Below are 19,661 nucleotides of genomic sequence, written 5' to 3'. Positions count from 1 at the left end.
CCTCTGATCACCGACCGATCCATCTCGTGTTGATCGATCGCACGCCCCGCGATCAATAGGCCAACCAGGAAACACCTCTCACCACCGCTCCCCGCTTTCCTCGATCAACATACGATATCTCTCGCGCAGTGCCTGCACCTCCCGCTCGTTCAACCCATCGACGATGCCCCTGCACTTCACCAGAAATCGGGGGACCTGTTGTGCAAGCCTCTCAGCATATGCCCTGGAGACATCACCGGCGACATAATACTGCGTCTCCACGCGTGCTTGCCGCGCCCTCTCCACCATCTCGCACTCCTCGGGGGTGAAGAACCCGTCGAGGAGGTGTCGCATCAGCACGATCGTGCAGGTATGGTTCTCGGACCTGAACCCGATCCCTGTCAGCACGGAGTACAGGGAAAAATAGAGGGAATAGTACCCGGTCGAGATCTTCCAGTCATTCGAGGTGACGGAGTGCATGGCCTCCATCGCCTCCTCAGCTTTTTTCAGATACGCGGTTGCAAGATTGTCGTTTGGTTCGACAATTCTGATGCCGTTTTTGATCCCGGCACACCAGGAAAGTCGGTCTCTCATGTCATCACCTCACGGACAAACGACTCGGCGTTCTTCCAGACGATGTGATGCTTCTTCACCTCACAAACAAGCGGATCGGATCGATATTTCAGATCGAACGCCGTCTCAGGGTACGCCTTGACATTGATCTCGACATCGTACATTTTCCCGATCTTTGCGACTTCCCGTTCATCATACGCTCCCGCGACGAACACATCGAGATCAGACTCCTCCGTCTCCGTACCTTTTGCATAACTCCCGAAGAGCAGGGTGGTCCCTCGCGTGAACGAGGAGATCCTGTCCATCATTTCCGAGATATAGGGGTGCTCTTCCATAAACCGGATCTTTTTGTAAATCTCGGCGAGAACAAAATATTGAATCGAGATTTCACCGGTTTTAATCCGGAAGAGCCTGATCTTCCCGTGCTGCGAGGATGCAAGTACGCGTTTCTCCTCAAGACGGACAAGGACGGTCTGCGCCGTCCCGTGTGTGATGGGGAGATGGGTGCAGACTTCCCTGATATAGTATTCACGGTCATAACCGTCTGAGAAGAGGGCGAGCACCAGAAGATCGTTCTCAGTTATGTCTAATTTTTTAGACATATGTCTATTTTTTTAGACAATATATATAGAGATATCTGTCACGCCTCCGTCCTCCGCCGATCGCCATCATGAGGGAGACCGAGTGTGCCAGCGAGTTCGAGCGTATCGGTGAACCCGAACTCTGCAGTCCTGTACGGAGACCTCGGTGAAGGTCGTACGATCAGAGATCTTCGAGTTTTCCCCGGTGTCCTTCACGGAGAGGCCGATATACGGTGCAGCGAACTCCTCCTCCCGCTTCACAAGGAGCAGGAGGGCGGAGCCGCACGAAAGAGGTTTATCGCGCCGACAGGCCGCTGAGAGATCCAGAAAAATCGGCATGTACGTTTTCAGGCCAAATCGGTCCGTCAGGACAGGTGAGAGCCCGGCAACAGTAAGACGATCGTGCTAGAAACCATATATATTAATACAGAGATATCTGGCCTCGTGGAGATCGATCCGGTCTCGAGGCGGGGCCCGGTGCAAACGTCCAGGTGTTGACAGAGCCCCGCACTGCCCGGAGGCAGAGGGAATATGCAAGCATGGACTTCGTCTGCCGCGGGGGAAAGGAGAGAGAACACATGGAAAAAAGAACTCTCATCCGGACATTCTTCATCCTCCTGGCACTCCTGCTGGCGGGCGTCATAATGGTGCCGGTGATGAGTGCAAGCGACGAAGAATGCGAATCCTCCACCATCATCGGTATCGACGTGCCTGTACCGGAGCCGACGGTGGTACCATCGGATGAAACATTACAATCTCTCAGGGAAAAAGACGACGGCGTGATCATCGACGATACCATCGTCTACCTCACCTACTGGAATGAAAGGATGAAATGGAACCTATCTGAGGAGGAGATCAAGAGCTGTTCCCGGGACCTTGAAGAAGAGGTATTGGTCAGGTACTATGATGAGGACCATGACTACTATCACATAAACGATCTCGACATATTCGGCGAAGCGTTAGGTCCTGTCCTCGGGCTGAATAAAGAGCACGTTGTGGCTTTTGTCCAGACACACAGAGAACAACTTGTGATCGATCGTCAGAATCATCACCGTCCCCCGGAATTATAAGAGAATAACGGCCGGATCTGCTGCCGTCCACTCACGGCAGGCGAGGTCGAACTCACCGGATAAGATGGGATGGCGACAACGCCTTCATTCTCTCCTTCCACGAGAAAATTTGAAACAATGGCTCTGTAGAATCAGACATGAGTCGAGAGCACGACTCAAACAGACTGGATGAAAATTTCCCTTGCTTGATCGCTCTTTTTCAAGACAGGAGAAGCGGGGGGAACCTTGTTCCATCGCCGCCCCCACCTATCCTCGGTCCGTGGGGGTTCCGGGGGTGCAACCCCCTGGCGCGAGACGGCGGTGAAGATTCTACGATGGGGGGCGGCACACCCGATCATCACGCCTTCCCCACCACACGCGCCGGTGGACCTGAGGATGAGAGCGGGAAGGCGAAGCGATGACGATGAAGAGGGGGGTGCGGTCCTCCGCCCTTCTTCGCGCGAGGGGACCGGGGGGCGGGAAGGCCCCTCCGATCACCTCCCGGTTCCCCTCACTCCTCCCGCCGGATCACCCTGCCGACATCGTCGATCTCGCCCCTGATGATCCGGGTCGAGGAGATCCACCGTCCGTCCTCCGCAAGGACACAGGCGATCTGGTGGATCTCCACCATCTTCTTCCCCTTGGCCCGGCGGAGTTTGTTGATCTCGAGGCCGACGGGAAGCGTCTCTTCTGAGACGACCAGGATATCGAAGTCGGCCTCCAGCGCCGATCCGTACCGGTCGTTGAGCGCCTCCACCTCCCAGGTCGTCGCGGTGCCGAGGCTCTCGATATATCGTTCAAGCGCCGCCTTCCGCGCCTCGTAGGTCATGACCGGGTGGCTCTTCCTGCCGGCAAAATTGTCAGACGACAGCCCCACGACGACCAGACCCTCAGGGCCGGCGAGTTCAAAAGAGCGCGAGATCAGTTTCTTGTGCCCGGCATGAAGGGGGGAGAAGGTTCCCCCGACCATAATCTTCATTGATACTGATGGGGAACCCATACTATTAGTATGAACCACAATCTGCGCATCGGCGCCGGGGTCTTCATCGCGGAGAACGCCACCGTGCTCGGCGACGTCACGCTCGGCGAGAGAGCGGCGGTCTGGTTCGGCGCCGTGGTCAGGGGCGACCGGGACCGGATCGTCATCGGCGCCGACTCCAACATCCAGGACAACGCCGTCGTCCACGGCAGCACCGGTCACCCGACCATCATCGGCGAACGGGTCTCGGTCGGACACGGCGCCATCGTCCACGGATGCACGATCTCAGACGAGGTGCTCGTCGGGATGGGTGCGATCGTGATGAACGGAGCGGTCGTCGGTGAAGGCTCGATCATCGGCGCCGGCGCGGTGGTCACCGAAGGCAAGCTCGTCCCGCCGGGCTCGGTGGTCCTCGGCGTGCCCGGCAAGGTCGTCAAGGAGGTCGGCCCCGAACAGCGCGAACACATCAGGGAGAACGCGCGCATCTACGTCGACCTGGCCGCGAGGTACCGGCATGGCTGAGGTGGTCGTCGTCGGCGGCGGGATCACCGGGATCCAGGCGGCGCTCGACCTTGCCAACCACGGGGTCACGGTCCACCTCGTCGAGCGCGAACCGACGATCGGCGGGCACATGGCCATGCTCGACAAGACCTTCCCGACCAACGACTGCTCCATGTGCATCCTCTCGCCCAAGATGGTCGACGTGGAGCGCCACCCGCTCGTCACCCTCCACACCTGCACCGAGGTCGTCGGGGTCGAGGGCGAGGTCGGGGCCTTCACGGTCCGCCTCCTCCGCCACCCCCGCTACATCGACGAGAAGGAATGCAACGGCTGCGGCGACTGCACCGAGGTCTGCCCGGTCGAGGTCTACAACCACTTCGACGCCGGGATCGGGGTGCGCAAGGCGGTGTACAAACCGATGCCCCAGGCCGTCCCCAACATCACGGTCAGGGACGCCGAGCACTGCATCGACTGCGGGCTCTGCTACGAGGCCTGCGGCAAAGACGCCGTGCTCAGGGACGACGAGGACCACGAAGAAGAGACCGAGGTCAGTGCCGCCGCCGTGGTGGTCACCACCGGCTACGCCACCTTCGACCCCTCGCGCAAGGCCAACCTCCGCTATCTCCAGCTCCCCGACGTCGTGACCAACCTCGAGTTCGAGCGGATGATCAACGCGAGCGGCCCGACGGGCGGCGAACTGCGCCGGCTCTCGAACGGCGCCGTGCCGGAGAGCATCGTCTTCCTCCAGTGCGTGGGGTCGCGGGACATGCAGATCGACCGCCCGTACTGCTCCTGCGTCTGCTGCATGGCGGCGGTCAAGAACGCCATCCTGATCAGAGAGCACCATCCGGAGACCGAGGTGACGGTGCTGTACATGGACCTCAGGGCCTATGGGAAGGGCTACGAGGAATATTTCGAACGGGCCAAGGCGATGGGCGTTCGGTTCCTCAGAGGGATGCCCGGCGAGATCGCCGCAAAGGACGGCGGGATTGAGTTGATGGTCGAGGACACCGAGACGGCGGAGGTCGAGTTCCTCCACCCCGACCTCGTCGTCCTCTCGGTCGGGATGCAGCCCCCGGCCGGGGCCGATGAACTTGCCGAGCGGCTCGGGATCACCCAGGAGACGACCGGGTTCGTGCAGATCAGGGACGAGAAGACCGACACCGTCTCGACGCTCAGGCCGGGCATCTACGTAGCCGGGACGGCCGTCGCCCCGAAAGACATCCCCGACTCGGTGGCGATGGCCGGGGCCGCGGCGATGCGGGCCTACCGGGACGCACTGAAGGTGGACCGGTGATCCCGCGGACCATCGCCCGCGAGGGCGAGGTCATCGTCTTCATCGACCAGACGCTCCTCCCCGGACGCCTGGAGACGGTGCGGTGCACCGACGTCGAGCGCCTTGCCACGGCGATCCGGCGGCTCGAGGTGCGGGGGGCGCCGGCCCTCGGGATCGCCGGGGCATACGGCGTCGCCCTGGCCGCGATGCAGAGCGAGGCCGGGGAGATGGAGGGCTTCCTTGCCGGGATCGCCGACGCCGCCGAATACCTCAGGGCGACGCGGCCGACCGCGGTGAACCTCGGATGGGGGATCGACCGGGTGCTCGCCGCCGCCGGGGCGGCCGAAACCGTCGAGAACGCGAAGGAGGCGGCGGTCGCGGAGGCCGACCGGATCGCCGCCGAAGACGAGGCGACCTGCCGGGCGATCGGCAGACACGGCGCGGCGCTCATCCCCGACGGCGCGAGGGTGCTCACGCACTGCAATGCCGGGGCCCTTGCCTGCTCGACCTGGGGTACGGCGCTCGGTGTCGTCCGCTCGGCGGTCGAGGCCGGCAAGAAGGTCTCGGTCACGGCGTGCGAGACCAGACCACTCCTGCAGGGAGCACGTCTCACCGCCTTCGAACTCGCCGAGGACAAAATCCCGGTGCGGGTGATCACCGACTCGACCGCCGCCTTCCTGATGCGCAAAGGAGAGATCGACTGCGTGGTCGTCGGGGCCGACCGGATCACCCGCGACGCCGTCTTCAACAAGATCGGCACCTACATGCACGCGGTCTGTGCGAAGCACCACGGGATCCCCTTCTATGTCGCCGCGCCCCTCTCGACCTTCGACCCGGTGCTGAGCGAGGCCGAGGTGGAGATCGAGGAGCGGGGCGAGGAGGAGATCGCCATCTTCAACGGGAAGCGGACCGTGCGGGAAGGCGTGCGGTGCACCACCTATGCCTTCGACGCCACGCCACTCGACCTGGTCACCGGGATCATCACCGAGCAGGGCGTCCTCAGGCCGCCCTTCGATCCGATGCCCGGACCCCGGAATATATAAATTCCCTCCCCATATCTTATGGCAACTATGTTCTTCTCAAGCCCGCTCTGGACTCCGTTGATGACCCTTATCGGCGAGGTCACGATCCTGCTCTTCATCGGGATGTTCGTCGGTGCGGTCGTCGTCATGACCATCGCCACGGTTTCTGTCAGAAACGGGCAGTTCTACTTCCCACGCTTCATGAAGAGCGGGATGGTCCTCCTCGAAGGGATGATCAAAGGGATCTGCAAGTTCTTCGGTTTCGACGACAAGGACCTGGTCACCTTCTTCATCAGGCTCCACAATACCATGAACATGAAGACCTTCGGGGAGACGCCGGTGGATAAGCGGGCGATCTTCCTGCCCCAGTGCATGAGGGCAAGCGACTGCCCCGCCTCCCTCACCCCGGAGGGGTTGGTCTGCCGCCGGTGCAAGCGGTGCGCCATCGGCTCTGAGATCGACGCCTATGAAGCGATGGGCTATCAGGTCTTCATTGTCCCGGGCTCGACCTTTATCAAGCGGATGGTGAAGCGCTATCATCCGGAGGCACTCATCGGGGTCGGGTGCCTGATGGAGATCAAGGAGGGGCTCGAACTCTGCGACAAGATCGGGCTCATCGGGATGGGCGTGGTCACCCTCAAGGACGGGTGCGTCGAGACCATCCTCGACTGGAACGACCTCATGGAGATCGCAGAGATCGGGCTTGTCCCCGGAAGTACCCAGGGACAGAACTGAGAGCCCCCGGTCGCACTCTCCTTTTTGATAGTTCTCTACGATAGGGAACGGTGTGATCTCGCTGAGAGGGGGATCGGCCCTCCCCAGTCCCAATTCTATCTTCGGGGTCGCGAAGACGAGAAAGGTGTGGTGATCAGGATGTGCCGTCCCGATCATTGAATCTTTTCTGTTATTTCACGAGAAGATAGGACGGGGGACGGCATGAGATGGTGTGCTCCTCGGAATCATGATCAGCCCATCCCGTCCAGGTTCAATCTTCGGGGTCGCAACGACGAGAAAGGTGTGGTGATCAGAATGTGCCGTCCCCGATCATTGAATCTTTTCTGTTATTTCGCGAGAAGATAGGACGGGGGACGGCAAGGGTTGGTGTGCTCCCGCTGAAAAAAAGATCAAATACCTCCCGTCCGGGTTCTATCTTCGGGGTCACGACGACAGGGCGGCGTGATGATCAGGAGTGCCGTCCCCGATCATTGCTTTAATTTCGCGAGAAGATAGGGCGGGGGCGGCGATGGCCTGAGTTCATCTCTATTGTTTTGCCGTGCATTGAAACGCGAGGATCACCGGCGTGGCCGTCCCGCCCCTATCTTCAGGGTTCAGGATCGGGAGCGGCGTCCCCACTGCCGGGTTTCATGACGGCGCGACGATCAAAACATCCGTCCCCCCTTTCACCGGATCTTTCCTGCCATCTCGCGAGAGGATAGGGTTGGGACGGCATGAGATGGTGTACTCCCCGGAATCATGATCAGCCCATCCCGTCCGGGATCTATCTTCGGGGCCGGGACGACAGGACGGCGTGATGATCAGAACATGCCGCGCTCATCCCCGGAAAAGTGAAGGTTTTCTACAGAGCCAATAATTCGAGCAACGCCCCGCCCCTAGTTCCCCGAGACCTTCACGTTCTTCCCGGTCAGTTTGGTCGAGACGATCTTGCCGTAGACATAGATGGTGGCCTCGCTCCTCACCTCGCCGACGTCCACGCCTGGCCTGAGGATGATGTCCCCCTTTGCGCTGACACCGTTGATCACGGCCTGGTCGGAGACGGTGACGTCGCCTGCCGAGGAGAGCGCCCCTTTGATCCGCACCCCGCGGCCGATGACCCCGGAACCGCAGGTGACGTCCTCGCCGACGGTCGAGTGCGGCCCGAGTTCGAGACAGCCTTCGACATCAAGCCTGCCCCAGATATGCGTCTCAGCCGGGACGATGAAGTTTCCCGGGATGTGGACATTCCCGTCAAAATAAGAGCCCTTCGGTGCGATATAGGTGTCCCCGCGCTGATAGACCTTCATGCTCTCACACAACCATGCGGTGGAGGGATAGAAAAGGTTTCGGTTTGTTTATATTTTTAATGAAGAAATCAACCCTCGGCATAAAACATTTTTCATTAACCCGACGCCGCTCCATTCCCAAAAACCCCGTTAAAAAGAGAAGAGGCCATTGCCCCGAACCTGTCCCCTCAGCAGAGTATAGCGGCCGCAGTGAAGACCAGCAGCGAGAGGAACATTCCCTTCTTCAGGGTCGAGGTGACCCGGGAGTCGCGGACACAGGCAGGCGTGGTGCACCCGCGCACCCCCGCCGACCCGAGAAGGACGGCGAGGTTGAGGAGACCGATGGCGAGGAGATACGGGAGGCCCCACCACCGGAAGACCGGGAGCATCGAGAGGACGGCGGCCGCAAGGGCGAAGCCGAGGGCAAGGGCGACCGACCGGGGCACGCCGATGATCATCGGAAGCGTCCTGGCCCCGCCGGCGCGGTCGCCCTCCACGTCCTCGGCGTCCTTGAGCACCTCGCGGGCGAGCATGGCCAGGAGGGTGACCCCGGCCACCGGCAGGTTGGCGGCGAGGCCGTCGGGCCCGGCGAGCGCCCCGCCGAAGAGGAAGATGGAGGACGAAAGGTACGCGACGGCGAGGTTGCCGAGGAAGGGGGTGCCCTTGAGGCGCACGGCGTAGAGCACCAGGAGCACCGAGTTGAAGACGGCGATCGCAAGGCAGAGGGGGTTGGTGACGAGGGCGATGACAACGCCGCCGGTGAAGAGGAGGGCGGCATAGACGAGCGCCCCGCGCCTGGAGACCGCACCCGAGGGGATGGGACGGTCGGGACGGTTGACGGCATCGATCTCGGCGTCGCAGTAGTCGTTGATGGTGTTGCCGGCGGCAGTGACCAGGGCGACGATCCCGATGAGGAACGCGGCCTCGGGCCTGACCGTGCCGGTGGCGATGAGGTAGCCGAGCACCCCGGCAAGGCCGGCGACGACCGAGTTGACGGGGCGGGTGATCGCAAGATAGCCGTGCATGCTGAGAAAGAGGTGAGCGGGAGAGGTATTTCAATCCCACTTACCTGACGGTGACCTCGATGGAGGGGTAGGCATAGGCCCGATCCCTCCACCCGAAGGCGAAGGTGATGGGGTAGGTGCCGGGCGGGGTCTCTTCGGCGGCGGTGACGGTGACGATGAGATGATACACCCCGTGGTTCCTGACCAGGAGGCTGGAGGGATCGACGGTGACGGTGAGGCCCTCGGGCATCGGGAAGAAGTCCTGCGCCGAGCGTCTGGTCGAGCGGAAGGGTCTCACCCAGATGGTGTCGAGCCTGCCCCCCTCACCGGCTCTGACCGTGCAGTTCGTCGTCACGCGCTCCCCCGGACTGAGGACGAGGCTCTCGTTCTCAAAGGTTTCTCTGATATGATACACCCCTGAGATCCCAGGCTTCGGAGACTCCGAGGCGAGCACCCTGAGCCAGTCATCGGCGACCACCGGCGCGCCGCCGGCGTCGGCGGCAATCCTCAGGACCCCGCCCCGCCCACCTTCGGGCGCATTTTTCACGGTGACGACCGCCTGCACCCGCTCGCCGGGCGCGGCCCTGAGCGTCGCTGGGGTGACCGAGGCGGAGAGTCCGGCAGGCATCGGGAGGGAGGTCGTCGACCCGACACCGTCCACCCGTTCAAGGGAGAGGTTGAGGACGACGGGCGCCTCCCCTCTAGCCAGGAAGGTGTAGTTGACCGCAATCTCCTCCCCTGGCCTCACCCAGATGAAGCCCTGCTCCAGGCTCCCGATCGGGAGGGTGGTGAGCGCCTCGTGGTCTTCGAGGGCGGCGGTCTGGTTGAACGGTGCCGGCGGAGTCTGGTTTTCTGGCGGCGGCAGTGGCGGCGGTGCCGCCACCCGGGGCGCGGGGAGGAGCAGAAAAAGAAAAATCAGGAGGATGAGAAGCCCCGCCCCCGCCAGGAGCCGGCGCATCTCACGCCACCACCGCGTACTCGCCGGTCCACCAGGGCCTGGCCGGGGGTGCTTCCCTGAGCATCTCCCGCCAGGCCTCGTCGGTGAGGCGGTCGTCGAGCGGGTGCTTGAACTCGTAGTACGAGAGGACCGGGCCGGCGCAGAGGGTGACCGCACCGTCGGGTTCGGGGCAGGCGACGACGATGAGGTCGACGTACCCCACGCCCTCCTCGAGGACGATGTCGTCGTACGGGTCGGAGTGCACGTCCGCGACCAGGGTCGTCCGTGCCTCAAGGTTGATCACAAGGTCGTCGAGGCTCTCGGCGGCGTCCCTGATGAAGGCGTGATCCTCGGCGGTGAGGGGGACGCCTTCGAGTTCTTTCACCGAGAGGTCGGTGAACCGGTCGACGACGTCGCCGAGATCCCTGAGCCGCCGCTGCGCGGCGGGGTCAAGGACGTCGAGGTCGAAGAGCCCGTCGGCGGTCATGGCGTTGAGAGCCCCGAGGCGGTGGTAGGCCTCGGGTACCGGTTCGACGTAGCCGGGGATCTCGGGTTTCTCGGGCGAGGTGGCAGGCCCTTTGCCGAGCGTATAACTCTGCTTGACATAGAGGATGGTGTCGTGGCGGAGTTCGGTCCAGGAGGCGAGCGAAGTGGTGAGTTCTTTCTCCTGCCAGGCCGGTGTCTGCATGAAGGTCGGGTAGCCTTCCCCGAACTCGACGAGGAGGGGGCGGAGCGAGTACAGCCAGCCCCAGTAGAGGTTCTGGCGCCACGCGCTCTCGTTGAGCGCGGCGAGTTCGCCCTCGAGCCTGCCATAGACCGGATCATACTTTGCATAGGCGCTGTCTTCTCCCTCGTCCAGGAGGGTGCGGGCCTGTTCCGAGCCGAGGAGGGCCATCACATCCAGGCCGGTCGGAATGCTCCGATACCCCCCGACGAGCGTGAAGGGCTCACCGGTCCCGGTGAACTCGCCGGTGTACGGGAAGACCAGTTCAGAGAAGAAGTAGGAGTCGGGGACAAAACGCTGGCCCATGAACCTGAATCCCTGGGTGGCGTTGAGCACCCGTCTCGCCTCTTCCGGTGATTCGACGATCTGGTAGCCGGTCCCGCTGTAGATCGCCGGCGGGTCCAGGGCCAGGAGTTCCCGCCTGAGTGCATCGACCTCGGCCGGGGCGAGACTCTGCTTCACCCCGCCGAAGAGGCGTTCCATCGCGGCGATATACTCCTCCGGTCCGAGGTCGTCTGCGTAGCCGACATAGAAGGCGGTGACCTCGTAGATCCGGTCCCAGCGCTCCATCAGGTCGGGATCGTCGGCGAGGAGCGCCGCGGTCCGAGCGGCGGCCGCGGTCTGGACGCGCGCCTCCTCCTCGGGAACCTGCCTGGTGGCGTTGAGGAGGAAAGGCATCCGTCCGTGCCACATCATCGCCTGGAAATAATTTTTGAGTCTCTCCGATTGGGTGTAGTGACCGCGCGGTCGGTACTGCGAGTAGTCCTCGGTGTACGAGAAGAGGGGTGAAGGCGTAAGCCCGGCCTTCCGGTCGATGAGGGCGAGTTCGGCCTCGACCTCGGCGCGGACCGGTGCCGGGACGTCGACATGATAGCGCCTGACGTCCCCGGGGCCGAAACTGTCCCCGACCTGTCCGGCGTCGGGAGCGAGGAGGGTGAGGGCCACGGCATAGTAGCCCATGTTCAGCCTGGCCGCCTCCTTCGCCTCGCCCGAACTCTGCCGATAGGCCTCTTCGGAGGCGTTGAGGAGGGCGGTGTCGAGGGCCCGGAGGTCGTCGAAGAACTCGCGCTCCTCGACCCGTCGGAGGGTGTCGTCGAACTGGGCATGGTAGAGATGGAGAAGGGTGTCGGAGGAGAGGAAGAGGGGGACGTCCTGGTCGCCGAGGGCTTTGTACGGCCCGACGATCTCGTCCTGGTCACCGAAGGGATAGACGGCGACGACAAAACCGTGCTCCTTGAGGAGGGCCTGCTCCTCCTCGCCGAGGTCGAGGGCGGCGACGACCTCCTCCCAATTCGTGACGGTGTCGGGATCGAGGGGGAGGGCGTACTGCGGTGCCGACGGCGTGAACTCAAGGGGTTTGAAGGTATAAGAATGGGCAAAGCCGGTATCATTCTCCGCCGCCGCATCCTGGAGCGGAGGCGACGGTTCGTCTACGGTGGCGCACCCCGCGATGAGGAGGGCCGCGCCAAGGACAAGGGCCGGGAGTATTCGGTGCATGATCTCACGACTGGAGATCAGGCCGACGGCCCCATAAAGATATCCAAGACTACGAATACATTCGCAGTGATAAAATCGAGCGGGCTTGAGGGGATTCGAACCCCTGGTATTCAGCTTAGGAGGCTGACGCCCTATCCTGGCCAGGCCACAAGCCCTCAGTGCCTATACGGCCGCCTGCACTGCTCGCCTGGCACGGCCCTGAGCGTCGAGGGCGTGACCGAGGCATTGTAAGCCCAGGAGAGATCGGGAGGGTGGTGAGCGCCTCATGGTCTTCAAGGGTGGCGGTCTGGTCCTCAGGCGGTGGAGGGGGTGGCGCACCTCACTCCACCATCGCGTAGCGGGCAGTCCACCAGGGCCTGAGCGGGGGATCTTTCCTGAGCATCCGCATCCACGCCTCGTCGGTGAGACGGTCGTCGAGTGGGTGCGTGAACTCGTAGTACGAGAGGACCGGGCCGGCGCAGAGGGTGGCCTCGCCGTCCGAGGTGGGACAGGCGACGACGATGAGGTCGATGTCTCCCACACCCTCTTCCAGGACGATGCCATGGTAGGGGTTGGAGTGCACGTCCGCGACCAGGGCCGCCCAGGACTCCGGGGCGATGATGAGGTCGTCGAGGCTCTCGGCGGCGTCCCTGATGAAGGCGCGGTCGTCGGCGGTGAGGGGGTCGCCTTCGAGTTCTTTCACCGAGAGGGCGGTGAACCGGTCGATCACCTCGCCAAGGCCACTGAGCCGCTGCTCCGCGGCGGGGTCAAGGACGTCGAGGTCAGAGAGTCCGTCGGCGGTCATGGTGTTGAGGGCGGCGAGGCGGTGGTAGGCCTCGGGTACCGGCTCGACGTAACCCGGGATCTCTGGTTTCTCAGGGTACATGAAGGCACACTCGAGGGTATAACTCTGCTTGGCATAGAGGAGGGTGTCGTGGCGGAGTTCGGTCCAGGAGGCAAGCGAAGTGGTGAGCTCTTTCTCCTGCCAGGCCGGGGTCTGCATGAAGGTCGGGTAGCCTTCCCCGCACCCGTCAAGGAGCGGGCGGAGTGAGTCCAGCCAGGCCCAGTAGAGGTTCTGGTGCCACCCGGTCTCGGTGCGCGCGGCAAGGTCGGCTTCGAGCCTGCCATAGACCGTATCGTAGTCTCTATAGGCGCTGTCCCCGCCCTCGTCCAGGAGGGCGCGGGCCCGGTCTGAACCGAGGAGGGCCATCAGGTCCAGGCCGGTCGGGACGCTTCTGGCCCCGCCGATCATGGTGAAGGGGGCGCCGGTCCCGGTGAACTCGCCGACGTACGGGGTGACGAGTTCAGAGAAGACGTACGAGTCGGGGACAAAACGCTGGCCCATGAACCTGAAGCCCATGGTGGCGTTGAGCACCGCCCGCGCCTCTTCAGGCGACTCGACGCCCTGGTAGCCGGTCCCGCTGTAGATCGACGGCGGCGGCAGGGTCAGAAGCTCCTGCCTGAGGGCCTCGACCTCGTCGGGGGTGAGGGTCTGCTTCGCCCCGCCAAAGAGCCGTTCCATCGCGGTGATATATTCCGCTGGCCCGAGGTCGTCGGAATAGCCGACATAGAAGGCGGTGACCTCATAGACCCGTTCCCAGCGTTCCATCAGGTCGGGGTCGGCGGCGAGGAGCGCCGCGGTCCTGGCGGCGGCTGCGGTCTGGATGCGCGCCTCCTTCTCGCTGACCTCCGCGGTGGCGTTGAGGAGGAAGGGCATCCGCCCGTGCCACATCGTCACCTGGAAATAGCGTTCCAATTCTTCTGTCCAGGTGTAGTGGCCGCGCGGGCGGTACTGGGTGTAGTCCTCGGTGTATGAGAAGAGGGGCGAGGGCGCAAGCCCGGCCTGCCCCCCGATGAGGGCGAGTTCGGCCTCGACCTCGTCGCGGACCTCGGCCGGGACCGTGACGCCTGATGGGTCAAGGAGAGCAACGGCCACAGCATAATATCCCATGTTCAGCCTGGCCGCCTCCTTCGCCTCGCCCGAACTCTGCCGATAGGTCTCCTCGGAGGCGTTGAGGAGAGCGATGTCGAGAGCCAGGAGGTCGGCTGCGAGGGTGTCTTTCTCGATCTGGCAGAGGGTTTCGTCGAACTGGAGATGGTAGAGGTGGTAGAGAGTGTCTGAGGAGAGGAAGAGCGGGACGTCATGCTCGCCAAGCGTCCTGTACGGCCTGACGATGTCGCTTTCAAGGCCGAAGGGATAAGCGGCGACGACAAAACCGTGCTCCTTGAGGAGGGCCTGCTCCTCCTCGCCGAGGTCGAGGACGGCGACGACCTCCTCCCAGTTCGTGACGGTGTCGGGATCGAGGGGAAGGGCGTACTGCGGTGCCGACGGCGTGAACTCAAGGGGTTTGAAGGTATAAGAATGGGCAAAGCCGGTATCATTCTCCGCCGCCACACTCTGGAGCGGAGGCGACGGTTCGTCTACGGTAGCGCACCCCGCGATCAGGAGGGCGACGCCAAGGACAAGGGCCGGGAGTATTCGGTGCATGATCTCACGACTGGAGATCAGGCCGACGGCCCGATAAAGATATCCAAAACTGCGAATAATTTCGCAGTGATAAAATCGAGCGGGCTTGAGGGGATTCGAACCCCTGGTATTCAGCTTAGGAGGCTGACGCCCTATCCTGGCTAGGCCACAAGCCCTCAGTGTCTATAGATATTGGTGCCGGGAAGGTATTAAGGTTTTGAGAGGGCCACCTCTCTGCCGCAATGGAAAGAGTACGGGTCACCGAGGGGAAGACGTCATTTTTTGCACCGGTCCAGGATAAGAACACCCAGTTCCCCCCCGGTTCGGCCCCCATATTTTATAATCCCAGGATGGAGGCGAACCGGGACGCCACCGTCCTCTTCCTCTCGGCGGTCCGCCCTTCCGAATACCTCGATGCGATGGGGGCGACCGGCGTGCGCGGGCTGCGGGTCGCGAACGAGACCGGGACCCACACCACCATCAACGACATCGACCCCGCGGCCGCGGCCGAGATCAGGGCCAATGTCAAGGATCTGGGCCTCGACGCCGAGGTGACCTGCCAGGACGCCAACGCCCTGATGAGCAGTCGCCGTTTCGACTGCGTGGACCTCGACCCCTTCGGGACGCCGGCGCCCTTCACCGACTCGGGGTGCCGGAGCGCCAGACGGTTTCTCTGCATCACCGCCACCGACACCGCCCCGCTCTGCGGCGCCCATCTCAAGGCCGGGATGCGCCGCTACTGGGCGCGGCCGATGAACACCGAGTACCACGGCGAGGTGGGGCTGCGGGTGCTCCTCGGGTTTGCGGCACGCCAGATGATCAAGTACGACCGGGGCATCAAACCACTCTTCTGCTTTGCCCACGAGCACTTCATCCGCCTCCACCTGCGGGTGGTGCCGAGAGTCAGCGCCGCCGAAGAGGCCCGCAGCCGGATCGGGTATATCCTCCAGTGCCCGCACTGCTTCTACCGCGCCGAACAGGCCGGGATGTTCCCGGAACGCCGGACCTGCCCGCGCTGCGGGGAAGTGCTCAGTCCGGTCGGCCCCCTCTGGCTCGGGGCGATCAACGACCCCGACCTCCTCGAAGAGATGGAGGCCCGCCTCCCGACGATGGGTCTTGGCACGGCCGCCTACCTCGGCCGCCTCCTCCCCCTCCTCAGGGCCGAACTCCCCACCTCGTCCTTCTACGACTATCACCGGGTGGCCAAACGGATGCGGACCTCGCCGCCGGCGATGGACGTGATGCTCCAGCGGGTGCAGGAGGCCGGGTATGCGGCGACGCGGACCCACTATGTCGGCACCGGGGTGAAGACCGGGGCGCCGCTCGAAGTGGTCGAGGCGGCGGTGAGGGGAGACGTGCCTGACAAACGGTCGTGAGAGGCGCGGGCTGCGCCTCTGATCGCACGCTTTCTCTCTATCCCCGGATCGTACGCCGCCATCATCTCGCGCCGGGGGGCGGCGTGATCCCGCTGAAAACGATCGGCCCCCTCCGATCCCGGTTCTATCTTCGGGGTCATGAAATCAGGACGGGTGTGATGATCAAATGTGCCGTCCCTCATCACCGGATCTGTTCTGCTGTCTCGCGAGAAGATAGTGCGGGGGAGGGCACGAACGCGTGATCCCGTCGAAGAGTGATCAACCCTTTCCCGTCCGGTTCTATCTTCGGGGTCATGAAAATAGAACGGCGTCATGATCTGAATTGCCGTCCCTCCTCACAGAATCATTTCTGGTACTTCGCGAAAAGATAGGGCGGGGGGCGGTACGGGGTGGCGTGATCCCCGGAATAATGATCGGCCCTCTCCCGTCACGGTTCTATCTTCGGGGCCATGAATACAGGACAGATGTGACGACCGGATGTGCCGTCCCCTCATCACCGAACCCGTTCTGCCGTCTCGCGAGAGGAGAGGGTGGGGACGGCGATGGCCTGAGTTCATTTCTGTTGTTTTGCCGTGCGTTGAAACGCGAGGGCCGCCGGCGGGGCCGTCTCGCGAGAAGATCGGACGGAGGCGGCGACGAACTCAGATCTCTCAGATGCCCTCTCGCAACGATCGGGATCTCCCCACACGCTGAAGCACCGCTCAGAAAATGTTCGACCGCGTATGCTTGAACCGCAGGTTCATGCCGAATTTTACAAAGCCAAAAAAAAGATTTCAGAACCTCGTGACAATCGTCACGATGTCCTCGTCGGCGAGGGTGTGCTGGAGACCGACCCGCTGGGCGTCGTGCTTCACCGACTTACCCCAGATCTTGGCATACTTGAACTTCTCGACGAATTCACGATGGAGCCGGTTACAGACGTCCTCGATCGTCGAACCGCTCCTGACGATCAGGGGCTCCTCCAGATCGGCCGGGCCGCCGAGCGGTTTCATGTAGACCCGCATGAAGCCCAGGTTCTCGTAGATCGCGTCCTTGAGGGCCTCGATGTTGTAGCCGGAGTGGGCCGAGATCATGTAGGGTTCGTCGCCGAAACGCTCGACGACTTCTTCTCTGACCTCGTTCCTCATCGCTTCGTCGACGAGGTCGACCTTGTTGATGGCGACGAAGGCCGGGACATAGATGCGGTTGCCGATCATGGCGTCGATGAAGTCGTCCTGGGAGACGTTGCCACGGACCAGGACGTCGGCATTGGTGGTCTTGTTCTCCGCGAGGATCGAGCGGACTTCGTCGATCTCAAGCGCCTCTTCGCCGACATAGTTGAGCCTGATACCCCCGTTGGCCGCCTTCTTGATGGTGATGTCGGGCTTGGGCTTGTTGATCCTGATGCCGGCGTCGTAGAGTTCTTTCATCAGGACGTCGACGTGCCGGCCATTGTAGACATCGCCGAGGATCAGGATGAGGTCGGCGCTCCGCACGACGGCGATCACCTCCTTGCCCCGCCCCTTGCCCATCGCGGCACCGGCGATGAGCCCCGGGATATCGAGGACCTGGATCTTCGCACCCTTGTGCTCGAGGACGCCGGGCACGACCGTGAGAGTGGTGAAGGCATAGGCCCCGACCTCGCTGTCCTTGCCGGTGAGCCGGTTGAGGAGGGTGGACTTCCCCACCGAGGGGAAACCGACCAGAACGACGGTGCCGTCCCCGGACTTCTTGACCGAGTAGCCCTCGCCGCCTCCGGCCGACTTCATCGCCCGCTGGACGGCCTCTTCTCTCATCTTGGCGACTTTCGCCTTCAGGCGGCCGATGTGCTTGGAGGTGGCCTTGTTATAGGACGTCCGCTGGATCTCATCCTCGATCTCTTTGATCTGATCTTCAAGACCACTCATTCCTCAATACTCTGTCTGCCGACTACATAAGGGTCATGGATAGGGAACGCTGGCGCTCTCTCGCGCGGCTCGTATCGCAGAGTTATGGTCATGGTCTGATCCGGCGGCGCGGACAGGAATGGTTAAATACCGTCATATCAAATATTGTAGAGCACTGAGGTGCAATCACTCGCTGCTATAGTGTAGACCGGCCAATCATGCAGGACTCTCACTCCTGCGACTGGGGTTCGAATCCCCATAGCAGCATTCTCTTGTTTTGCGACGTTTTGATACCATCCATCCCATCCCACGGTTCCGTCATAGTCAAAATCCGCACTGAAGAAAAGAATAATGAATAGATTTCAGGGACGTCTAACAGGAAAGAGGAGCTTCAGACGCCCCCCCATACAAATTCTGTACCTCTGTTTTCAATAACTGGAACTTTCTGAGCGTCGAGTCCCTTTCCCGCCTGTATGAAGGCCAACAGACCAGAGAGCATAGACTTGATCGTACCTTCATTATCAGATTCCGCCAGGGGAATCTGCAACTCACCCTGCATTGCATACAGAACATATTTTGATCTTGAGGGATTTACCCCGAGGAAGATCAAGTCAATATTCTCCGCATTTACAAGAGTAGAGTCGCCAAACAGCTTTACTTTGATCCATACAGCCATAATTTACCCCATCACAGAACACGAGATCGATTCATGATGAAAATGATTATTTTCTGGAGTTTTTCTCTCCAGCAGCCTGTGCACGGGCCTTGAAGTCCTGGTTCTTTCCGGCCCTGTCCGCGTGTGCCTGGATCCTCGATGCCGCTTCAGAGGTCATTTTCTTATCTGCCATGTTTTCGTTCACTTCCTGGGGCAGGGGAGTTCCCTGCACCCATAGAAAAGATCTCTCCCCACATTTATAAATGCATGTATTTGCATGCATATGCATATGCATGGACAAGGCTAAAAGGCAGAACCGCCCATTACCATAGGAGAGATGCATGGCACCACCCGATAAAAAACGGACATCTATTGCCCTTGACCAGGAGACAAAAGACGTCTTCGACTGGTCGATGCAGAAGAACGGAGCGAAGAACATATCCGGATATCTCCGGAAATTGCTTGAGAACAAACACGGAAAACCATGGGACCGACTGGTCGAAGAGGCATATAACGAGACGTTGGTCTGCGAAAAGCACAACCAGCCCTACATTGCCTACTGCATGGACTGCGACATCGCCCTCTGCGCAGGGTGCAACATCAAGGGACACCTCGAGGCCGGCCACGACATCCAGAACTTCTGCCGTCGACACCAGATTGCATACAAAGAATCCTGTCTCCTCTGTGAAGCAGACCGATGGAGCGGGATCGCGGACATCCCTACAATCAAGGCACCCGGACTCAGGTCCATCCTCGAATCAGACGAACCGATCATCATCATCGACGTCAGGACCGAGAAAGAATGGGAAGAAGGTCACCTCCCCACACAATGCCGCCCCTATAAATATCTCTTCAATATCCCCTGGTACTATTTTGACCTCAGGGAAAAAGACCAGTACAAAACCCTTGAAGAGATCACCGGCAAGCACCCCGACTATCGCTACCTCATCATGAGCCAGGGGCAGCCGAAGAGAGAGGGAACGATCACCGGATCGGCACGAAGCCTCATCTCGGCTGTCAAACTGAAGGTCTTCTTCCAGGTCGAACACATCGAATATGTTGACGGAGGATGGGCCGCCTTCCACCATGCCTACCCCGATATCGTCGAGGAACACCGTGCAAACGGCCACTGCAGGATCTGTGAATTTTACGAATAGAAGGCCAGCATGGAATACCAGGCACATACTCCCACATACC

The 19,661-nt window shown here is 61.7% G+C and carries 18 protein-coding genes and 3 tRNA genes; 8 read left to right on the top strand and 13 right to left on the bottom strand.

Features of this window, described 5'->3' with window-relative positions:
* Positions 1–78: 78 nt before the first annotated feature.
* On the bottom strand, positions 79–573 hold the full coding sequence (locus E2N92_RS10385; protein WP_220681100.1) for a HEPN domain-containing protein: 495 nt from the start codon (positions 571–573) through the stop codon (positions 79–81).
* On the bottom strand, positions 570–1,154 hold the full coding sequence (locus E2N92_RS10380) for a nucleotidyltransferase domain-containing protein (protein WP_220681099.1): 585 nt from the start codon (positions 1,152–1,154) through the stop codon (positions 570–572). The genes E2N92_RS10385 and E2N92_RS10380 overlap by 4 nt, the downstream gene beginning before the upstream one ends.
* A 518-nt stretch (positions 1,155–1,672) precedes the next feature.
* Here E2N92_RS10380 and E2N92_RS10375 point away from each other — a divergent pair.
* Positions 1,673–2,203, top strand: coding sequence for a hypothetical protein (locus E2N92_RS10375; protein ID WP_220681098.1), 531 nt, complete (start codon positions 1,673–1,675; stop codon positions 2,201–2,203).
* A 490-nt stretch (positions 2,204–2,693) separates the two neighbouring features.
* Here E2N92_RS10375 and E2N92_RS10370 read toward each other — a convergent pair whose 3' ends face one another.
* On the bottom strand, positions 2,694–3,161 hold the full coding sequence (locus E2N92_RS10370) for a phosphopantetheine adenylyltransferase (RefSeq protein WP_220681097.1): 468 nt from the start codon (positions 3,159–3,161) through the stop codon (positions 2,694–2,696).
* A gap of 30 nt (positions 3,162–3,191) precedes the next feature.
* On the opposite strand from E2N92_RS10370, the gene E2N92_RS10365 reads away from it, so the two are divergent.
* The 4 genes from E2N92_RS10365 to E2N92_RS10350 are packed head-to-tail and all read left to right on the top strand — an operon-like array spanning position 3,192 to position 6,695.
* A complete protein-coding gene (locus E2N92_RS10365; protein ID WP_220681096.1) occupies positions 3,192–3,683 on the top strand; it encodes a gamma carbonic anhydrase family protein in 492 nt (163 codons plus the stop codon).
* Positions 3,676–4,959 (top strand): CoB--CoM heterodisulfide reductase iron-sulfur subunit A family protein, encoded by a 1,284-nt coding sequence (locus tag E2N92_RS10360; protein ID WP_220681095.1) that lies wholly within the window; start codon positions 3,676–3,678, stop codon positions 4,957–4,959. The genes E2N92_RS10365 and E2N92_RS10360 overlap by 8 nt, the downstream gene beginning before the upstream one ends.
* Positions 4,956–5,981, top strand: a complete 1,026-nt coding sequence (mtnA, locus tag E2N92_RS10355; RefSeq protein WP_220681094.1) for an S-methyl-5-thioribose-1-phosphate isomerase — start codon at positions 4,956–4,958, stop codon at positions 5,979–5,981. The genes E2N92_RS10360 and mtnA overlap by 4 nt, the downstream gene beginning before the upstream one ends.
* A 27-nt stretch (positions 5,982–6,008) precedes the next feature.
* Positions 6,009–6,695 (top strand): DUF116 domain-containing protein, encoded by a 687-nt coding sequence (locus tag E2N92_RS10350; protein ID WP_220681093.1) that lies wholly within the window; start codon positions 6,009–6,011, stop codon positions 6,693–6,695.
* Between the two features lie 875 nt (positions 6,696–7,570).
* Here the strand turns inward: E2N92_RS10350 and E2N92_RS10345 are convergent.
* From E2N92_RS10345 to E2N92_RS10315, 7 genes are all read right to left on the bottom strand, one after another.
* Positions 7,571–7,981 (bottom strand): bactofilin family protein, encoded by a 411-nt coding sequence (locus E2N92_RS10345; RefSeq protein ID WP_220681092.1) that lies wholly within the window; start codon positions 7,979–7,981, stop codon positions 7,571–7,573.
* Positions 7,982–8,148: 167 nt separating this feature from the next.
* Entirely contained in the window at positions 8,149–8,985 is an 837-nt protein-coding gene (locus E2N92_RS10340; RefSeq protein ID WP_220681091.1) for a geranylgeranylglycerol-phosphate geranylgeranyltransferase, read from the bottom strand.
* 40 nt (positions 8,986–9,025) lie between these two features.
* On the bottom strand, positions 9,026–9,922 hold the full coding sequence (locus E2N92_RS10335; protein WP_220681090.1) for a COG1470 family protein: 897 nt from the start codon (positions 9,920–9,922) through the stop codon (positions 9,026–9,028).
* Position 9,923: 1 nt separating this feature from the next.
* On the bottom strand, positions 9,924–12,122 hold the full coding sequence (locus E2N92_RS10330; RefSeq protein ID WP_220681089.1) for a DUF3160 domain-containing protein: 2,199 nt from the start codon (positions 12,120–12,122) through the stop codon (positions 9,924–9,926).
* Between the two features lie 80 nt (positions 12,123–12,202).
* Positions 12,203–12,277: transfer RNA gene (locus E2N92_RS10325), tRNA-Arg, on the bottom strand.
* A 164-nt stretch (positions 12,278–12,441) separates the two neighbouring features.
* Positions 12,442–14,589, bottom strand: coding sequence for a DUF3160 domain-containing protein (locus E2N92_RS10320; protein ID WP_220681088.1), 2,148 nt, complete (start codon positions 14,587–14,589; stop codon positions 12,442–12,444).
* Between the two features lie 80 nt (positions 14,590–14,669).
* Positions 14,670–14,744 (bottom strand) — tRNA-Arg (locus tag E2N92_RS10315).
* Between the two features lie 66 nt (positions 14,745–14,810).
* Between E2N92_RS10315 and E2N92_RS10310 the strand changes: the two genes are divergently transcribed.
* Positions 14,811–15,944 (top strand): tRNA (guanine(10)-N(2))-dimethyltransferase, encoded by a 1,134-nt coding sequence (locus E2N92_RS10310; protein ID WP_220681087.1) that lies wholly within the window; start codon positions 14,811–14,813, stop codon positions 15,942–15,944.
* Between the two features lie 773 nt (positions 15,945–16,717).
* On the opposite strand, the gene E2N92_RS10305 is transcribed toward E2N92_RS10310, so the two are convergent.
* Positions 16,718–17,830 carry an OBG GTPase family GTP-binding protein gene (locus tag E2N92_RS10305; RefSeq protein ID WP_220681086.1) on the bottom strand — a complete coding sequence of 371 codons (1,113 nt, stop codon included), beginning with the start codon at positions 17,828–17,830 and terminating at the stop codon, positions 16,718–16,720.
* Positions 17,831–18,001: 171 nt separating this feature from the next.
* Between E2N92_RS10305 and E2N92_RS10300 the strand changes: the two genes are divergently transcribed.
* Positions 18,002–18,076 (top strand) — tRNA-Glu (locus E2N92_RS10300).
* Positions 18,077–18,200: 124 nt separating this feature from the next.
* On the opposite strand, the gene E2N92_RS10295 is transcribed toward E2N92_RS10300, so the two are convergent.
* Together E2N92_RS10295 and E2N92_RS10290 are read right to left on the bottom strand one after the other, a co-directional pair.
* Positions 18,201–18,485, bottom strand: coding sequence for a hypothetical protein (locus E2N92_RS10295; RefSeq protein ID WP_220681085.1), 285 nt, complete (start codon positions 18,483–18,485; stop codon positions 18,201–18,203).
* A gap of 46 nt (positions 18,486–18,531) precedes the next feature.
* On the bottom strand, positions 18,532–18,807 hold the full coding sequence (locus E2N92_RS10290; RefSeq protein ID WP_220681084.1) for a hypothetical protein: 276 nt from the start codon (positions 18,805–18,807) through the stop codon (positions 18,532–18,534).
* On the opposite strand from E2N92_RS10290, the gene E2N92_RS10285 reads away from it, so the two are divergent.
* Positions 18,806–19,621 carry a B-box zinc finger protein gene (locus E2N92_RS10285; RefSeq protein WP_220681083.1) on the top strand — a complete coding sequence of 272 codons (816 nt, stop codon included), beginning with the start codon at positions 18,806–18,808 and terminating at the stop codon, positions 19,619–19,621. The two genes, E2N92_RS10290 and E2N92_RS10285, sit on opposite strands and share 2 nt — an antisense overlap.
* The last annotated feature ends 40 nt before the right edge of the window (positions 19,622–19,661 follow it).

The sequence above is a fragment of the Methanofollis formosanus genome (assembly GCF_019633745.1).
Classification (GTDB): Archaea; Halobacteriota; Methanomicrobia; order Methanomicrobiales; family Methanofollaceae; genus Methanofollis; species Methanofollis formosanus.
The sequence above is the reverse complement of the archived record's forward strand: the minus strand, read 5'-3'. Positions and strand labels throughout refer to the sequence as shown.